The sequence below is a fragment of the Pseudomonas sp. W3I7 genome, assembly GCF_030816095.1.
Taxonomy (GTDB): domain Bacteria; phylum Pseudomonadota; class Gammaproteobacteria; order Pseudomonadales; family Pseudomonadaceae; genus Aquipseudomonas; species Aquipseudomonas salomonii.
Map to the genome: position 1 here is coordinate 4,144,343 of NZ_JAUSXP010000001.1, position 17,828 is coordinate 4,162,170.

Sequence of the window (17,828 nt, forward strand, 5' to 3'; positions counted from 1 at the left end):
GGGAGCTGGCTTGCCTGCGATAGCGGTGCATCAGATGAAACATTCTTCATTGATACACCGCTATCGCAGGCAAGCCAGCTCCCACAGTGGCTGTATTTCTACTTGAGATCAGGTCAGGCTCTCGTCTATCACCAGCACCAACTTGCCGGAAATCCGGTTGGTCGCCAGCTCCGCAAACGCCGCCTCGGCATCCTTGATCGGGAAGGTTTTGGCCAGTTGCGGGCTCAAGCGCCCCTCAACAAACAGCGGCCACACATGCTGGCTCAAGTCGCTGAACAGGTCGGCCTTGAACTGATCGCTGCGGCTGCGCAGGGTCGAACCCAGCAGCTGGATGCGCTTGCCCAGCACCTGTGCCAGGTCCAGTTGCGCATCCCGGCCGCCCATCAAGCCGATCAATACCCAGCGCCCATCGAGGGCCAACAGCTTCAGGTCCATCGCCGCATAATTGCCGCCGACCGGGTCGAGGATCACGTCGAACGGCCCGAAATCGCGCAGCCCTTCAAGGCCGTCGGTACGTACCACGCCGCCCTGGGCACCGAGTGCTTCGCAGTAAGCCAGGCGTTCTGCCGAGCCGACGCTGACCCAGCACGGGCTGCCGAATGCCTTGCACAGCTGGATCGCCGCCGAGCCCACGCCGCTGGCGCCGGCATGCAGCAAGACTTTTTCACCGGGCTTGAGGCCCGCCAACTGGAACAGATTCAGCCACGCAGTGCTGTACACCTCGGGCAACGCCGCCGCTTCGGTCAACGACAAGCCTTCCGGCACGGGCAGCACATGACGGGCATCCACCACCACTTCTTCGGCCATGCCGCCCCCGGCCAGCAGCGCGCAAACGCGGTCGCCGACTTGCCAGGAAGACCCCGCGCCCACTTCGCTGATGACCCCGGAACACTCCAGGCCCAGCACTTGGCTGGCGCCTGGAGGTGGCGGATAGAGCCCGGCACGTTGTAATAAATCGGCGCGATTAAGGCCCGCAGCCGCCACACGAATGCGAACTTGGCCTACATCGCAGGTAGGACTGGGTTCTTCCATCCACTCCACATGACCTTCAACGCCTTGCAATGCTTTCACAGTGCCTCCATAGTGAGTCTGGACTGAGCCCGTAGCTGTAGCGCCGGGCTTTTTTGCATTATGCGACCGGATCATATGGAACCGGCTCCCTCAAAGACGGCCTAATATGCGTTATCAATTGCCCCCGCGTCGAATCAGCATGAAGCATTTGTTCCCCAGTACCGCCCTCGCTTTTTTCATTGGTCTCGGCTTTGCGTCGATGTCGACCAATACGTTCGCAGCCAACAGCTGGGACAATCTTCAGCCTGATCGCGATGAGGTGATTGCCAGCCTTAACGTCGTTGAGTTGCTCAAGCGCCATCACTACAGCAAGCCGCCGCTGGACGACGCGCGCTCGGTGATCATCTACGACAGCTACCTCAAGCTGCTGGACCCGTCGCGCAGCTACTTCCTGGCCAGCGATATCGCTGAGTTCGACAAGTGGAAGACCCAGTTCGACGACTTCCTCAAGAGCGGCGACCTGCAGCCTGCGTTCACCATCTACAAGCGCTACCTGGATCGCGTCAAAGCGCGTCTGGACTTCGCCTTGGGTGAACTGAACAAAGGCGTCGACAAGCTCGACTTCACCCAGAAGGAAACCCTTCTGGTGGATCGCAAGGACGCGCCCTGGCTGACCAGCACCACCGCTCTCGACGACCTGTGGCGCAAACGCGTCAAGGACGAAGTGCTGCGCCTGAAGATCGCCGGCAAAGAGCCCAAGGCCATTCAAGAGCTGTTGACCAAGCGCTACAAGAATCAGCTGGCACGTCTGGATCAGACCCGCGCCGAAGATATCTTCCAGGCCTACATCAACACCTTCGCGATGTCCTACGACCCGCACACCAATTATCTGTCGCCAGATAACGCCGAAAATTTTGATATCAACATGAGTTTGTCGCTGGAAGGCATCGGTGCCGTCCTGCAAAGCGACAATGACCAGGTCAAGATCGTGCGTCTGGTGCCGGCAGGTCCGGCCGACAAGACCAAGCAGGTTGCACCGGCCGACAAGATCATCGGCGTCGCCCAGGGCGACAAAGAGATGGTCGACGTGGTCGGCTGGCGCCTGGACGAAGTGGTCAAGCTGATCCGTGGGCCGAAAGGCAGCGTGGTGCGCCTGGAAGTGATTCCGCACACCAATGCGCCGAACGACCAGACCAGCAAGATCGTGTCCATCACCCGTGAAGCGGTGAAACTCGAAGACCAGGCGGTGCAGAAGCAAGTCCTCAACCTCAAGCAGGATGGCAAGGACTACAAACTGGGCGTCGTGGTGATTCCTGCGTTCTACCTGGACTTCAAAGCGTTCCGCGCCGGTGACCCGGACTACAAGTCCACCACCCGTGACGTGAAGAAAATCCTCACCGAACTGCAGAAAGAGAAAGTCGACGGCGTGGTCATCGACCTGCGCAACAACGGCGGCGGTTCCCTGCAGGAAGCCACCGAGCTGACCAGCCTGTTTATCGACAAAGGCCCGACCGTGCTGGTTCGCAACGCGGACGGCCGTGTCGATGTGCTGGAAGACGAGAACCCGGGCGCGTTCTACAAAGGCCCGATGGCGTTGCTGGTCAACCGCCTTTCGGCCTCGGCTTCGGAGATTTTCGCCGGTGCCATGCAGGACTACCACCGCGCTCTGATCGTCGGCGGCCAGACCTTCGGTAAAGGCACCGTGCAAACCATTCAGCCGCTCAACCATGGCGAACTGAAGCTGACCATTGCCAAGTTCTACCGGGTTTCCGGGCAGAGCACCCAGCACCAGGGCGTATTGCCGGACGTGGATTTCCCGTCGATCATCGACACCAAGGAAATCGGCGAAAGCGCGCTGCCTGAGGCGATGCAGTGGGACACCATCCGCCCTGCGATCAAGCCGGCTTCGGACCCGTTCAAGCCGTACCTGACGCAGTTGAAGGCTGACCACGAGACCCGCTCAGCCAAGGATGCCGAGTTTGTGTTTATCCGCGACAAACTGGCCCTGGCCAAGAAGCTGATGGAAGAAAAAACCGTCAGCCTCAACGAAGTCGATCGCCGTGCGCAGCACACCAGCATCGAAAATCAGCAGCTCGTGCTGGAAAACGCCCGCCGCAAGGCCAAAGGCGAGGACCCGCTCAAAGAGCTGAAGAAAGAAGATGAAGATGCGCTGCCGGCCGAGCCGGAAAAAACCAAGCCGGAAGACGATGCCTATCTGTCCGAGACAGGCCGGGTGCTGCTGGACTACTTGAAAATCAGCAAGCAGGTGGCCAAGCAGTAAATGATGGCAATTTAATGTGAACGCTCCCCAGAGTGTCATCATATAGACATCATTCTGTCGTGAAATACAGGGACCGCAGGCGTTAAGCCTGCGGTCCTTTTTTTTCGATCGAGATCGCCATGACCATGACCGAACAGCTGAATGCATTGGGCTCAATCCTGGCTCAAGGCAGTTTACACAGCCTGTTCCAACCGATCATTTGCCTGTCCGAACGGCGTATCCTCGGCTACGAAGCGCTCAGCCGTGGCCCATCCAACAGCCCCTTGCACTCCCCCGTCGCCCTGTTCAGCGTGGCCAGCCATGCCGGGCGCCTCAGCGAACTGGAAATGGCGTGCCGCGAAAGTGCCTGCCGACGCTTCAGCGAGCAAAAGCTGCCGGGCAAGCTGTTCCTGAATATCTCGCCGGAGTCCTTGATGGAGACGGCGCATCAACCGGGCCGCACCTTGCAGTTGTTGCGCGACTTCGGCATCCCGCCAAGCCAGGTGGTGATCGAACTCACCGAGCAAACGCCCACCGACGACTTCGACCTGCTGCAAACCGCGCTGCATCATTACCGCGACATGGGGTTTGCCATCGCCCTGGATGACTTGGGCGCCGGGTATTCCAGCCTGCGTCTGTGGTCGGAGCTGCGCCCGGACTACGTGAAAATCGACCGGCACTTTATCGACGGCATCCATCAGGATGCGCTCAAGCGCGAGTTCGTCGGTTCTATCCTGCAAATCGCCAAGGCATCCCGCGCCCAGGTGATTGCCGAAGGTATCGAGCTGCCGGAGGAGTTGGCGGTGTTGACGGAAATGGGCGTTGACCTGGTCCAGGGCTACCTGCTTTGCCGCCCCCAGGAACAACCGCCCCGGGAAGCGCGCCTGATGCTGCCCAAGCAGGACCACACCCACATCACCCTCAGCGAAGAAGGCAGCGACCTCAGCGCCTTGCTCAACGAACAACCGGCGGTGGATCAGGACACCGCTACCGCCCAGGTGCTCGAATCCTTCCGCCGCCAGGCCAACCTCAACTCCCTGGCCGTGCTGGATGGGCGCGGTCACCCGGTCGGCATCGTGCATCGGCATTCGCTGTCGGATGCGCTGCTCAAGCCGTTCGCCACCGACCTGTTCGCACGCAAACCCATCAGTCGCTTGATGAGCGATGACTTCCTGGCGGTGGAGTTGAGCCAATCCCTGCAACAGGTCAGCCGCCTGCTCACCAGCCGTGCGCGGCAACGGATCGAGGAAGACTTCATCATCACCCTCAACGGTGACTACCTGGGCCTGGGCCGGGTGATCGATGTGCTCAAGTTGATCACTGAGCTGAAGATCCAGCAGGCGCGTTATGCCAACCCGCTGACGCTGCTGCCGGGCAACGTGCCGATTCAGCAGTGCCTGACGCGGTTGCTGCAACAACAGCGCGAGTCGGTGATCTGCTACGTGGATATCGACAGCTTCAAGCCGTTCAACGATATCTACGGCTACGGGCGTGGGGATGAGGTGTTGTTGTGCCTGGCGCAGTGCCTGAACGATCGGGTCGACCCCAGCCGCGACTTTGTCGGGCACATTGGCGGCGATGATTTTTTGCTGGTGCTGGGCCCGCAGGATTGGCGCAAGCGGCTCAACCAGTTACTGGATGACTTCCACACCCAATGCCGACGTTTCTACCGCGCCGAACACCTGGACGCGGGTTGCTTCGTGGCGTCGAACCGCCAGGGCGTGCGCCAGGAGTTCGCCTTGCTGTCGTTGTCGATCGGCGTGGTGCATTTATATCCACAGGCCTGTGCACACCTGGATGCCAGCCAGCTGGCGGAGCTGGCCTCGCAAGCCAAGCACCACGCCAAAGACATTGCCGGTTACAGCATCCATGTGATCGACAGCATGGACAGCCTGCACGCTTAGGCCTCGGCGGACTCCGGGTACTCGTACTCGAACACCCGCACCACTTCCGAAGCGTGCCACGAAGCAGCAGCCACACCGTCGGACGGCCCGCTGAACCGCCCCAGGCGCTCCACACATTCAAAGAAACCGGTACGCGGCAAGCGGCTGGCGCCCTGGCTGATCACCAGCGAGCTGCGCAACGGCTGCTCGGCCTTGGCGTCCAGCGCCGCCAGGTGCTCAAGGGCAGCGGCGAGGGTTTGCATTGCCGGCGTGGGAAATTGCAGGCGCTCCAGCAGCGCGCGGTAGGTGAGCAAATGGCGCTGCCGGCGGGCCTGGTCCAGTTCGTTGAGCAACCCATCCCAGTGTTGACGACTGATTCGTAGACTCAAGATTCATCCCTCCAACCTGTAACGCCCAATTCCCAGGCCAGGCTGCGGCGGATGGCGGCATCCGGCTGGCGTTCACCACTTTCAATCAATCCGAGGTACGAAGGGCTGATGCCCACGGTGCGGGCCAGGCTTTCAATGGCCAAGCCCTTGGCCTCACGCAGGCCGCGCAGGTCCGCGAGCGGGCGCAAGGCCTCATCGGGCGCGACCTGGGCGATAGAAGAAGGAGTGGCGACAGGCTGTTGCTGACCGGCAGCTTTTAGTAGCGCCTGGTACTGGTCCCATGGCAACACCGCATACTCGGGTGCGCCATCGCGCGAAATTATCTGAATATCCATGACTGCCCCGTAGGATAACAACACTTACTAAGTAAGTTCTTTCCTTAGAAGTGTAATCCTAACAGCCACAAAGGTCGCAGGGGGATATAAGCGTGTTCAGTTTTTTTGCGGGTTTTCCTCGGCCAGCAGCGCAGGCGTCGCAGGCAGCCGCTCCACCACGGCGAGTTTTTCCGGGCGCTGGGCGTCGCGCCAGGCGCGAAACGCGCTCAGTTCGCCGTCCAGGGTCTTCATGACCCAAGCCAGCACGGCAATGTCATCGAGCATGCCGAACATCGGGATAAAGTCCGGGATCGCATCAATCGGGCTGAGGAAGTACATCAGCCCCGCCACTACCGAGATCAGCGCCTTGGGGCTGATGGCCCGGTACTCACCGCGCCAGTAAGCCAGGCACAAGGCCTGGAGCAATTTGAGATCATCCTTGAGTTTACCCAGCCGGTTGCCCTGGCTTGAGCCTTTGGCGGCCACGGCAAACAGCAGGGTTGGCAACCGGCCACGGCCGAGCAAGCGTGCGGCCATGGGCAGGAAGCGGGTGAAGTTGAAGGGTGGTTTCATCGGTCACTCCAGTTCCAGGCGAGATAAAAGGTTATCCACACAAATTGTGGATAACCTTGTGAACAGAGCCTGTTTTATCGGCTGAAAGCCACGGGCTACAAGGCTTGCAGTCAGATCGGGCGTTTTTTGCGCACATAAAAAAAACCCAAGAATTCATTGACTTGGCATTGATGTGCGGCTACCCGTGCTCGAGTCTTATATCAGACTGTTACAGGTTGGGGATGTTCGATTGGATTTGCAAAGGCGCAGATCTGCAAACGCCAGAAACAACAACGCCCCGTAAAAACGGGGCGTTGTGTGTTCAGGTGCCGATTACTTCTTGGCAGCTGGGGCCGCAGGTGCGTCAGGGGCTTCAGCCTTGGCTGGGTCCTTGATGGCCAGCAGCTCCAGGTCGAAAACCAGCACGGAGTTGGCTGGAATCGCCGGGCTCGGGCTCTGTGCGCCATAGGCCAGGTCGGACGGGATGTACAACTCGACCTTCTCGCCCACGTGCATCAGTTGCAGGCCTTCGACCCAACCCGGGATCACGCCGCTGACCGGCAGGTCAATCGGGCTGCCGCGATCTACGGAGCTGTCAAAGGTGGTGCCGTTGGTGAGCTTGCCGGTGTAGTGAACAGTCACTACGTCGGTTGGCTTGGGCTGAGCGCCGTCGGCCTTCTTCACGATCTTGTACTGCAGACCGGAAGCGGTGGTGACTACGCCGTCTTTCTTGGCGTTGTCTTCGAGGAATTTCTTGCCGGCGGCTGCCGACTCTTCGCTCATTTTGGTCATGCGTTCTTCAGCACGTTTTTGCAGTGCGGCAAACGCTTCAACCAGCTCGTCGTCTTTGAGCTTCTGTTCTTTCTTGCCGACGGCATCTTCGATGCCTTGGGCTACCGCTTTGGAGTCCAGGTCATCCATGCCTTCTTGAGCAAGGCTTTTGCCCATGTTCAGGCCGATGCCGTAGGAAGCTTTCTGCGCCGGGGTTTTCAGCTCTACGCTGGTCTGCGAATCACAACCCGCAAGTACCAGGCTAACCAGGGCCACCGCCGCCGCCAACCGATGCTGTTTCATGCTATTTCCTTGTTCGTGCGCCAAAAGGGCATTCGAGTAAAGTCGCGAGCTTATCAGGCGGCCACGACCAATGGCTACCGGCATCTGAGCAGGAAACTTCTGATAAGTTCACGTGTTTAAAAGCATTTTCATTCATTATAGGGGGCCGCGAAGGATCGCGGGACCATTCGCAACCAGGCTGCTGGCCACTTGCCGCACCTGTAATGCAATGGCATAAGAACGCTACAACTCGACAAGGCCGAGACAAGGATAGCCATCTTGCGCATTTTTTCCCGTGTTTTACTCCTGATATTGCTCGCCCTGGGTTTGCTGCTGGGCGTGGTGATCTATTACACCCTCAACCCCAAGCTGCCGGATTACGTGCCCGTGGAGCAGGTGCACTATCAGGAACAATGGAGCGAGGCCGATCGCCAGACCTACTACTTCACGCCCCAGGGCACCCAAGTAAAAGGCCTGCATTACGACTGGTTCACCGCCCTCGAACTGCCGCTTTCGGACCAGCGTTTTGCCACGCCCGACTACCTCGCACGCTTCGGTTTTCTGGTCGACCCCAAGCAAGTGCCCAGCGCACAAAACCCCGGCAACCTGCCCGTAGGCTTCGCCCGGCACCAGAACGCCGACAGCAAGGTGCAATACCTGGACATCACCTGCGCCGCCTGCCACACCGGCGAGCTGCATTTCAAAAACCAGGCGCTGCGCATCGACGGCGGCTCGGCCCAGCATGTGCTGCCGTCCAGCGTACCGACCTTGCGCGGTGGCAGTTTCGGCCAGGCCTTGGTGGCCAGCCTTGCCGCTACCTACTACTTGCCCTGGAAGTTCGATCGCTTCGCCCACAACGTGCTCGGCCACGACTATGACGACCACAGCAAGCAACAACTGCGTCAGGACTTCAAACAGTCGCTGAACCAGTTCCTCAAAGTCGCCTGGAACGACACCCACCGTGGCCTGTACCCCACCGAAGAAGGCCCGGGCCGCACTGACGCCTTTGGCCGCATCGCCAATGCCAGCTTTGGCGACGCCATTTCGCCGGCCAACTACCGGGTCGCCAATGCGCCGGTGGACTACCCGCACCTGTGGGATATCTGGACCTTCGACTGGGTGCAATGGAACGGCTCGGCTCAGCAGCCCATGGCGCGCAACATCGGCGAGGCCCTGGGCGTGGGCGCGACCCTGGCCTTTTTCGACGCAGCCGGCCAACCCCTTCAGGGCGATGCCCGCTACCCTTCCAGCGTGCGCGTGCGCGACCTCAACCGGATCGAAGAAACCCTGCAACGCCTCAAGCCGCCGACCTGGCCGCAAGACCTGTTCGGCGTCATCGACAAGCCTCTCGCTGCCCAAGGCCGCGCGCTGTTCGCCGAGAACTGCGCCGGTTGCCATGTGCCAACGGTCACCCAGGAAAACGGCCGCCCGGTGCAGCAACTGAAGATGCTGCCCGTGGACTACATCGGTACCGACCCCGGCACCGCCAACAACATTGCCGACCAACGCTACGACCTCAGCGCCCTGCAGTGGGACCCGGCCGAACTGGCCAGGCTCAATGTCGAGCTGCACCCCACGCCCACCGCACCGCTGGACCTGCACAACCTGTCCGTGGCCCAGGGCCTGGCCTACGTCACGGCTTTCGTCGAAGCACACGCCTACCGCGCCGCCGGTGTAACTCCGGCCGAGCGCCCCAGCCTGGACGGTTTTGGCCTGCCCATCGGCGTGCGTGAATTGCGCGCCTACAAAGCCCGGCCGCTGGCCGGCGTGTGGGCCACACCGCCGTTCCTGCACAATGGCTCGGTGCCGACGATCTACCAATTGCTCTCGCCCCAGGACGAACGCAGCACCACCTTCTACAAAGGCACGTTCAATTACGACCCGCGTCATCTGGGCTTTGAAACGGCTGCGTTCAAAAACGCATTTTTGTTCGATACCAACATCACCGGCAACCACAACAGCGGTCACGAATTCCGTGATGGCAAGCGTGGCAATGGCGTGATCGGCCGTGGCCTGCTGCCGCAGGAACGCTGGGCGCTGCTGGAATACCTCAAAGTGCTGGGCGGCCCGCTGGAGCAAACACTGCCATGATTATCCGATCTCAATACAACCAACGTTCGCTGCTCGCACGCCTCTGGCTGCGCCTGGGCGCCTTTCTCGGTAAAACCCTGCTGTGGCTGCTGGGTTTGGGGCTGCTGGGCTGGCTGATCGCCATGGCCTGGTTCGCCTGGCAACACAGCGGCCCGGTGTCGCCGGATGAACAGATCCCGCCCGGTGAAGCGGCCATGACCCAAGGCATCATCCAGACGGCGGTGCGCATCGTTGATCAGCATCGCGAAGGCACGCGCTACCTGCGTGACGCGCATGCCAAGGCCCACGGCTGCGTGAAGGCCGAAGTCAGTGTGCTGGCGGACCTCGACCCGGCGCTGCGCCAAGGCGTGTTCGCTGAACCTGGCAAGACCTGGCAGGCGCAGATGCGCCTGTCCAACGGCAACGCCTACCCGCAGTTCGACAGCATCCGCGATGCGCGGGGCATGGCGATCAAGCTGCTGGATGTGCCGGGCAAACAGTTGATGGCCGACCAACAGGCGCGCACCGAACAAGACTTCGTGATGTTCAGCCACCCGAACTTTTTTGTCAGTGATGTGGCCGAATACGCGCAGAACATCGGCGCCCAGGCTGACGGCAAAAAGGTGCTGGCGTTCTTCCCCAAGGCCGACCCGCGCAGTTGGCAAGTGCGTCACCTGTTTATCGCCCTGGCCACCCTGGCGCCCGCGCCGGCGAGCCCGACGCAGACTACGTATTTTTCAGTTTCGCCCTACAAATTTGGCGCGGCAAATGCCAAGTTTCGTGTAGCGCCTGACCCACAGAGTTGCCCTGAATATGTGCTGCCCGAGCAGAATCAGGACCTGCCCAATTTTCTGCGCAGTGCGCTGAACCAGCAGCTGTCCACCGACCGCGTGCCCGCGTGTTTTGTGTTGCAGATTCAGCGGCAGAATCCGCAGAAGTTCATGCCGATTGAAGACACCAGTATCGAATGGAAGGAGCGTGATGCACCGTATGAGACGGTGGCCAAGGTGCGGATTCCTGCGCAGGACTTTGATACGCCTGCGTTGAATCTTGCCTGTGATAACCAGTCGTTCAACCCGTGGTTCGGGCTGGAGGCGCATCGGCCGATTGGGGGGATCAATCGGTTGCGCAAGGCGGTGTATGAGGCGGTGAGCGACTATAGGCATAGTCGAAACTTATAATCGAGATAATGCACTTTATCGCCCGACGCAGTGAGCCCCGTTAACCATAGACACATGCAAATGCGCCGACAGCTGCGGTTTGCAGGGCGCATTCCAAGGGCCCGCCTTTCTAAAGAAGGGCGGGCCCACCGTTCGCTAAATACTTCAGTTTGGCCCTTTTCCATACCAAGTTGTTCGTTCTTTTACGTCTGGAATACCACCACTAAGGATGGTGAGTATGTGTGGGCCAGTCATGATGTCGCTCGACCTTGCCCCATCAACTCGCAGTGAGAAATCCGGACGATCTTTATTTTCAGCACTGTGATTTGTCCAGCACCTCAACCATGTTTCACCGTTCTCTTTCCTATCGAGTATGAGTCGAGGATTCTCGGCATCAACGAACTTTTCACGCGAATAAAAAGCACTGACATCAACCTTGTCGATACCGCTTTTAAACCCAACAATCTGGTCAGGCTTTTCGCTCGACGAGTCTGATATATTTTCGTAAACAACAGTATTCGCACCACTCCCCAGCTCAATTTTATTCGACACCGCGTTAGCGATAACCCTATTAGTACCAGCGCCTGTAATAACGTCCTCAACGTCCGTAGTCGATGTGATAGCGACGTTGTTTTTAAATCCTCCCACACTGGAAAACGTACCGGGCTTCAAATTAATCTGTTGATCATTAGTATCACCCGCCGCGTTGATGGTGTCATGGGTATAACGCTCCTCACCGTCTTCATCCACTTCAAGCGATCCACTACCGATCGTCATGGTAACCGCTTTACCCTCTTTCCCTAAGTGATTAACGTGGCTGACAATACTCTCATAATCAAAATTCTGCCCAAACTTCTTGACCAGCGCCTCGACATCCTTAATTTGAGGACGCGTGGCGTACTTACCTTTAAAATCATGGCCCGTTGCAGTTTCCGGCTGACGACCCAGAATGCTGTACCCTTGAGAATCCTCATTAGAGACAGGCAGCCCCAAAGCCTGCAACAGTGCACGTGCGAGCGCATTTCCCCCTTTATTACTGGCGGAGGGATTAAGGTTATCCGCATCAGCCCTGACATAAGCCTCTACCGGGCCATCTGAGTGGGCCGGAGAAAACACTTCTACCGGATTTCTTTTGCCGACTTGTGGCGCAAAGTTCCCGAACTTTACCTTTCCATCAGGATTGTCGATTGTACCTTTCAGGTGAAACTCCACATTCGCTTCCAGACTAATCTCATGCATTTGAGCCAGCAGCTCTTGCTGCTGCAACGGAGTAAACTCACGATACTCCTTAAAGCCATGCTTGTTAAAAAGATCACCCGCCCCTGAAGTAAAGTCCACTTCTATATCTATTTTCCCATTATTGTTTTTATCCACCCAGCGGGGACGATCTGCTGCATTACTGCTACCGGACGAGGCTGTACCAGCACTGACCGAAGGGTCGAGCGAATTGGAAGTTGGAGAATGGCTCACGCCAGAAGAAGCAGACACGCTCATAAAATTACCCCTCTATATAATTAACCGTCAATAAAACCACAGCGAGCACAGCCTAATGCGGAAAAAAATAAAATACACACCCACAACCTTTAGCAAATATTTCCCAGCTACCGCACTAAAAACACTCATAACAAAACACCAACAAAGAAGCACAAAAAAAGAATAATCCTACCTTCAGACACTCACTTACGCCCTGTAAACTTCCCAACAGCAAACCTCACAAACCCTTGACTTCTCAAGCCAGAATGAGCGCATGTTCAAACGTCAAAAATAATAGAAGGCATGCCTGCCACGCTTTCCGTTCACCCGTGTTTTTCGGCAGGAATCTACTGCACTTTTTATACAAATTCATCGTGTAATACACGTCGAACATCACTTCTTGAACGGCAATAAAAAATCCAATGCCGCAGGCTCGGCTGCTGAGACGGTTAGTCTGGAGGGGCACCGGCCAATGGCTGGGATTAATCGGCTGCGCAAGTCGGTGTATAAGGCGCTCAACGACTATCAGAGATCATGATCGTTTCCACGCTTGGGAACGATCGAATTCAAGCCGGCCGTAAAAAATTCGTATAAATCCCACGTTTTCCATAACGATTACGTCGCCTCTATTGAACCACTAAACCACAAACCCTACCGTCACGTTCTACCCCCAAAACCCGTAGGAAGTCATCGTGGAAAGTTCAACGTTAGGCATGCTCGTCCTGTCACTGATTGCGCTCTTCGGCACCGCCGCGTTTTGTTTCGAACACCTCGCCACCCGCAGCGAGAAGAAAAAGAAAGCCAAATAAGCGGGTCAACGAAATCAGCCGAACCCCAGACTTTCAAGGGATCAGCCACTCGCGGGCTATCCCTTGTTTTCGTGCGCCCAGCCTAAAATCTTCTATATACCGTCTTAATACCGCCCGCCGTAATCAGTGCCCGAGCTTGATACCAGAGCGCCTAACCTCCCCGGCTTACTCAACAAGGGGAGTTACACCGTGCTGACACTAACCTTCATTTATGTGGCCAGCGGCGTTTGCGCTGTGGGGCTGTTCGCTTACTTGGGCTACGCCCTCATTCGCGCCGAAAAGTTCTAGGGAGCCCGCCATGTACGACGTGATGTTTATGGGCCTCTCCCTGGTGTTTTTTATTGCGACTGCCATGGCCATTGTCGCCATGGGCAAGCTTTGAACGGAGCCACGACATGCTAAGCACTTTGCTGGAATTTGCGCTGGTCCTGGGGTTGATGACCGCGCTTGCCGTGCTCATGGGCAAGTGGCTGACCCGGGTATTCACCGGGAACCGCCATGCCTGGCCGGAACGTTTTACCTATCGCCTGCTGGGCATCAATCCGCTGGAAACCATGGGCTGGGCCCGCTATGGTTCAGCGCTGATGCTGTCGAACGCGGCAATGATGCTGCTCGGCTACTGCATCCTGCGCCTGCAGGCGGTCATGCCGATCAACCCACTGGGGCTGGCCGCGCAAACACCGGACCTGGCGTTCAACACCGCCGCGTCCTTTATCACCAACACCAACTGGCAGGCGTACTCGGGCGAAACCAGCCTGTCGAACTTCAGCCAGATGGCGGTCATCACCTTTTTGATGTTTGTCGGCGCCACCTCGGGCGTGGTGGCAGCCGCCGGTTTTATACGTGGTTTGAGCCGCTCAAGCGCGGCCGATATCGGTAATTTCTGGGTCGACTTCACCCGTACGCTCTACCGCGTGATGCTGCCGCTGTGTGTGGGCATGGCGCTGGTGTATGTGTGGCAAGGCATGCCGCAAACTTTCGCCTCCCAGGCCCTGGCGACGACATTGGAAGGCGCGCAACAACAGCTGATCGTCGGCGCGGTTGCCAGCTTTGAATCGATCAAGCATATCGGCACCAACGGCGGCGGTTTCTTCAGCATGAACGCCGCGCACCCGTTCGAAAACCCGACGCCGCTGACCAACATCCTGCACATCCTCAGCATGCTGTTGATCCCCTCGGCGCTGACCTACACCTTTGGCAGCATGCTGTTGCAACGCCGTCAGGGCTGGGTGTTTTTCGGCACCTTCCTGGTGATGTTTATCGGCTTTCTTGCGCTGGTGTATGGCGCCGAGCAAACCGGTAACCCGCTGCTGACCCAGGCCGGCGCCAACCAGGTGCTGTCGATCGAGCAAAGCGGCGGCAATATGGAAGGCAAGGAACTGCGTTTCGGCATTGCCGACAGCAGCCTGTTTATCGCCACCACCACGGCAGCTACCACCGGCTCGGTCAACGCCATGCACGATTCGCTGACGCCCATGGGCGGCTTCGTGCCGCTGGCGCAGATGATGCTCAACTGCGTGTTCGGTGGTGACGGCGTGGGCTTTATCAACCTGATCCAGTACGCGCTGCTCACGGTGTTCCTGGTGGGCATGATGATCGGCCGCAGCCCGGAATTTCTCGGCAAGAAAATCGAGGCCCGCGAGATGAAACTGGTGATGCTCTCAGTGCTCGCGCACCCCATCAGCATCCTCGGTTTCACTGCCCTCGCCGCCCTGTGGCCGGACACCCTGGCCAGCCTCAACAACCTGGGCCCCCACGGTTTCAGCGAGGTGCTCTACGCCTACACCTCCGGCACCGCCAACAACGGTTCGGCGTTCGCCGGGCTGAATGCCAACACGCCGTTTTTCAACACCACCATTGGTCTTGCGATGTTGATCGGGCGCTTCTTCACGATGCTGCCGATGCTCGCCGTGGCCGGCTCCCTGGCGATGAAAAAAACCGTACCGGCCGGCGCCGGCACCATCCCCACTGCCACCCCGCTGTTCATGTTGCTGGTGGTGTTCGTGGTGCTGGTGGTCGGTGGCCTGACCTTCTTGCCCGCGCTCGCGCTTGGCCCGCTGGTGGAGCAACTGCAGTTGCTGTCCGGCCAGACCTACAACTAAGGACATGTTGATGACCACTCAATCGATCTTCAAAGGGCTGCTGCGCCCGGTACTGGTGTCGGCGGTGTTTTTCATGCTGCTGACCGGGCTGGCTTACCCGGCGTTCACCACCGTGGCCGCGCAGTGGCTGTTCCCGTTTCAGGCTCAAGGTTCGCTGATGGAACGCGATGGCCGGGTGATCGGCTCGCTGCTGATCGGCCAAAGCTTTACCAGGCCCGAGTACTTCCAGGGCCGCCCGAGCATGACCCTCGGCGCTGATCCGCAAGACCCGGGCAAAAGCGTGTCGCAGCCCTACAACGCAGGCGCAAGCGGCGCCAGCAACCTCGGGCCTACCAGTCAAAAATTGCTCGACCAGGTGGCTGCCCGCGCCAACGCCTATCGCCAGGATAACGGCCTGGCCGCTGACGCCTCGGTGCCGGTGGACGCAGTCACCGCTTCCGCCTCCGGCCTCGACCCGCATATCTCGGTAGCCAACGCCCGCCTGCAGTTGGCACGGGTGGCGCGCCTGCGGCACATCCCCGAGCCCGAGTTGCTGCAACTGCTCAACGACCACACCGCTGCACGCACCTTCGGCCTGCTCGGCGAGCCACGGGTGAATGTGCTGCAACTCAACGTGGCTCTGGATGCGCGTCAGCCCTCTATTGCGCTCAGTGAGTAAGAGATTCCGTCATGAAAAATCCTCGTTTACCTCTGTTTGACCGGCGCATCGTGCTGACTGCCGGCGTCGATGCGCTGAAGAAATTGCTGCCCCAGGCCCAGTGGAAAAACCCGGTGATGTTCGTGGTGTACCTGGGCAGCCTGCTCACCACCTTGCTGTGGTTCCAATCCCTGGGCGGCAAGGGTGAAGCGCCCAGCGGTTTCATCCTCAGCATCACCTTATGGCTGTGGTTTACCGTGCTGTTCGCCAACTTCGCCGAGGCCCTGGCCGAAGGTCGCAGCCGGGCCCAGGCCGCGAGCCTGCGCGGCATGAAACGCCAGACCCTGGCCAAATTGCTCCAGCAACCGCGTCACGGCGCAGCCTGGCTGCCGCTTGCGGCCAGCCTGCTGCGCAAGGACAACGTGGTGCTGATCGAAGCCGGTGACCTGGTGCCGCTGGACGGCGTGGTGATTGAAGGCGTGGCGTCGGTGGACGAAAGCGCAATTACCGGCGAATCGGCGCCGGTGATTCGTGAGGCCGGTGGCGACTTTTCGTCGGTCACCGGCGGCACGCGGGTGCTGTCGGACTGGCTGGTGGTGCGCATCAGCGTCAACCCCGGCGAGTCGTTCCTGGACCGCATGATCTCGATGGTCGAATCGGCCAAACGCCAGAAGACCCCGAATGAAGTCGCGCTGACGATTCTGCTGGTGGGCCTCACGCTGTTGTTCCTGCTGGTGATCGCCACGCTGAGCCCCTACTCGATCTTCGCCGTGGCCATGAGCGGCAGCGGCAGCGTGATCAGCGCTACGGTGTTGGTGGCGTTGCTGGTGTGCCTGATCCCCACCACCATCGGCGGCCTGCTCTCGGCCATCGGCGTGGCGGGCATGAGCCGCATGATGTCGGCCAATGTGATTGCCACCTCCGGCCGCGCCGTCGAGGCGGCGGGTGATGTCGACGTGTTGCTGTTGGACAAGACCGGCACCATCACTTTGGGCAATCGCCAGGCCAGCAGCTTTCTGCCGGCTCCGGGCGTGAAGGAAGCCGAACTGGCGGACGCCGCGCAGCTTGCCTCACTGGCGGATGAAACCCCGGAAGGCCGCAGCATTGTGGTGCTGGCCAAGCAGAAATTCGACATCCGCGCGCGGGACATCAACGCCCTCGGCGCACGTTTTGTGCACTTCACCGCGCAAACCCGCATGAGCGGCGTCGACCTGGCCGAAGGCCGCGCCATTCGCAAGGGCGCGGCAGATGCGATTCGCAGCCATATCGAAGCCTTGGGCGGGAGTTTCCCGGCGGCGTTGCAGGCCAAGGTCGATGAAGTGTCGCGGCGCGGCAGCACGCCGCTGGTGGTCAGCGACGGCGCCAAGGCCTTGGGCGTGGTCGAGCTTAAGGACGTGGTGAAAGGCGGTATCAAGGAACGTTTCGCCGAGTTGCGGCGCATGGGCATCAAGACCGTGATGATCACCGGCGACAATCGCCTGACCGCCGCTGCGATTGCGGTGGAAGCTGGTGTGGATGACTTCCTCGCCGAGGCCCGTCCGGAAGACAAGCTGCAACTGATCCGCGACTACCAGGCCCAGGGCAAGCTGGTGGCCATGACCGGCGACGGCACCAATGACGCACCGGCGCTGGCCCAGGCCGACGTGGCCGTGGCGATGAACAGCGGCACCCAGGCGGCCAAAGAGGCCGGCAACATGGTCGACCTCGACAGCAACCCGACCAAGCTGATCGAAGTGGTCGAGGTCGGCAAACAGATGCTCATGACCCGCGGCGCGCTCACCACGTTCAGCGTGGCCAATGACGTGGCGAAGTACTTCGCAATCATCCCGGCGGCGTTTGTCGCCACCTACCCACAGCTCGGCGCCTTGAACGTGATGCACCTGAGCAGCCCCAATTCGGCGATTTTGAGCGCGGTGATTTTTAACGCGCTGATCATTGTCGCGTTGATTCCACTGGCGTTACGCGGCGTGAAGTACCGGGCCATCGGCGCGGCGGCGTTGCTTAACCGCAACCTGTTGATCTATGGCCTGGGCGGCGTGCTGGTGCCGTTTGCGGGGATCAAGGTGATTGACATGATATTGACCGGGTTAGGTCTCGTGTAGCACCGCCAAAAGC

General features: G+C 59.4%; 14 protein-coding genes. 8 read left to right on the forward strand and 6 right to left on the reverse strand.

The window, feature by feature from the left end; all coding sequences use genetic code 11:
* Positions 1 to 108 precede the first annotated feature (108 nt).
* Positions 109 to 1,071 (reverse strand): zinc-binding dehydrogenase, encoded by a 963-nt coding sequence (locus QF043_RS19065; protein WP_307419793.1) that lies wholly within the window; start codon positions 1,069 to 1,071, stop codon positions 109 to 111.
* Positions 1,072 to 1,177: 106 nt separating this feature from the next.
* Between QF043_RS19065 and QF043_RS19070 the strand changes: the two genes are divergently transcribed.
* Positions 1,178 to 3,292 carry a carboxy terminal-processing peptidase gene (locus tag QF043_RS19070; protein ID WP_307419794.1) on the forward strand — a complete coding sequence of 705 codons (2,115 nt, stop codon included), beginning with the start codon at positions 1,178 to 1,180 and terminating at the stop codon, positions 3,290 to 3,292.
* A 119-nt stretch (positions 3,293 to 3,411) separates the two neighbouring features.
* Positions 3,412 to 5,175, forward strand: coding sequence for a bifunctional diguanylate cyclase/phosphodiesterase (locus QF043_RS19075; RefSeq protein ID WP_307419795.1), 1,764 nt, complete (start codon positions 3,412 to 3,414; stop codon positions 5,173 to 5,175).
* Here the strand turns inward: QF043_RS19075 and QF043_RS19080 are convergent.
* The 4 genes from QF043_RS19080 to QF043_RS19095 all read right to left on the reverse strand — a co-directional run bounded on the left by QF043_RS19080 (position 5,172) and on the right by QF043_RS19095 (position 7,483).
* Complete coding sequence (locus QF043_RS19080; RefSeq protein ID WP_005786715.1) at positions 5,172 to 5,543, reverse strand: hypothetical protein; 372 nt, start codon at positions 5,541 to 5,543, stop codon at positions 5,172 to 5,174. The two genes, QF043_RS19075 and QF043_RS19080, sit on opposite strands and share 4 nt — an antisense overlap.
* Positions 5,540 to 5,878: a helix-turn-helix transcriptional regulator gene (locus tag QF043_RS19085; protein ID WP_307419796.1), complete on the reverse strand. Its 339-nt coding sequence runs from the start codon at positions 5,876 to 5,878 to the stop codon at positions 5,540 to 5,542. Before QF043_RS19085 ends, QF043_RS19080 begins: the two co-directional genes overlap by 4 nt.
* A gap of 96 nt (positions 5,879 to 5,974) precedes the next feature.
* Entirely contained in the window at positions 5,975 to 6,430 is a 456-nt protein-coding gene (locus QF043_RS19090; protein WP_065931724.1) for a YkvA family protein, read from the reverse strand.
* A gap of 312 nt (positions 6,431 to 6,742) precedes the next feature.
* Positions 6,743 to 7,483 carry an FKBP-type peptidyl-prolyl cis-trans isomerase gene (locus QF043_RS19095; RefSeq protein ID WP_017136377.1) on the reverse strand — a complete coding sequence of 247 codons (741 nt, stop codon included), beginning with the start codon at positions 7,481 to 7,483 and terminating at the stop codon, positions 6,743 to 6,745.
* Positions 7,484 to 7,741: 258 nt separating this feature from the next.
* Between QF043_RS19095 and QF043_RS19100 the strand changes: the two genes are divergently transcribed.
* Together QF043_RS19100 and QF043_RS19105 are read left to right on the forward strand one after the other, a co-directional pair.
* The gene (locus QF043_RS19100; protein ID WP_307419797.1) at positions 7,742 to 9,553 is read left to right on the forward strand and encodes a di-heme-cytochrome C peroxidase; all 1,812 of its coding nucleotides are present in this window, start codon (positions 7,742 to 7,744) and stop codon (positions 9,551 to 9,553) included.
* Positions 9,550 to 10,713, forward strand: coding sequence for a catalase family protein (locus QF043_RS19105; RefSeq protein ID WP_307419798.1), 1,164 nt, complete (start codon positions 9,550 to 9,552; stop codon positions 10,711 to 10,713). The genes QF043_RS19100 and QF043_RS19105 overlap by 4 nt, the downstream gene beginning before the upstream one ends.
* A 144-nt stretch (positions 10,714 to 10,857) precedes the next feature.
* Here the strand turns inward: QF043_RS19105 and QF043_RS19110 are convergent, their stop codons facing one another.
* On the reverse strand, positions 10,858 to 12,186 hold the full coding sequence (locus QF043_RS19110) for a M10 family metallopeptidase C-terminal domain-containing protein (protein WP_307419799.1): 1,329 nt from the start codon (positions 12,184 to 12,186) through the stop codon (positions 10,858 to 10,860).
* Between the two features lie 1,001 nt (positions 12,187 to 13,187).
* On the opposite strand from QF043_RS19110, the gene kdpF reads away from it, so the two are divergent.
* The 4 genes from kdpF (at position 13,188) to kdpB (ending at position 17,815) form a co-directional block, all read left to right on the forward strand.
* On the forward strand, positions 13,188 to 13,262 hold the full coding sequence (gene kdpF / locus QF043_RS19115) for a K(+)-transporting ATPase subunit F (RefSeq protein ID WP_256666301.1): 75 nt from the start codon (positions 13,188 to 13,190) through the stop codon (positions 13,260 to 13,262).
* A gap of 107 nt (positions 13,263 to 13,369) precedes the next feature.
* Positions 13,370 to 15,076, forward strand: coding sequence for a potassium-transporting ATPase subunit KdpA (kdpA, locus tag QF043_RS19120; RefSeq protein ID WP_307419800.1), 1,707 nt, complete (start codon positions 13,370 to 13,372; stop codon positions 15,074 to 15,076).
* A gap of 10 nt (positions 15,077 to 15,086) precedes the next feature.
* On the forward strand, positions 15,087 to 15,734 hold the full coding sequence (gene kdpC, locus QF043_RS19125; protein ID WP_307419801.1) for a K(+)-transporting ATPase subunit C: 648 nt from the start codon (positions 15,087 to 15,089) through the stop codon (positions 15,732 to 15,734).
* A gap of 11 nt (positions 15,735 to 15,745) precedes the next feature.
* Positions 15,746 to 17,815: a potassium-transporting ATPase subunit KdpB gene (gene kdpB, locus QF043_RS19130; RefSeq protein ID WP_307419802.1), complete on the forward strand. Its 2,070-nt coding sequence runs from the start codon at positions 15,746 to 15,748 to the stop codon at positions 17,813 to 17,815.
* Positions 17,816 to 17,828: the final 13 nt, after the last annotated feature.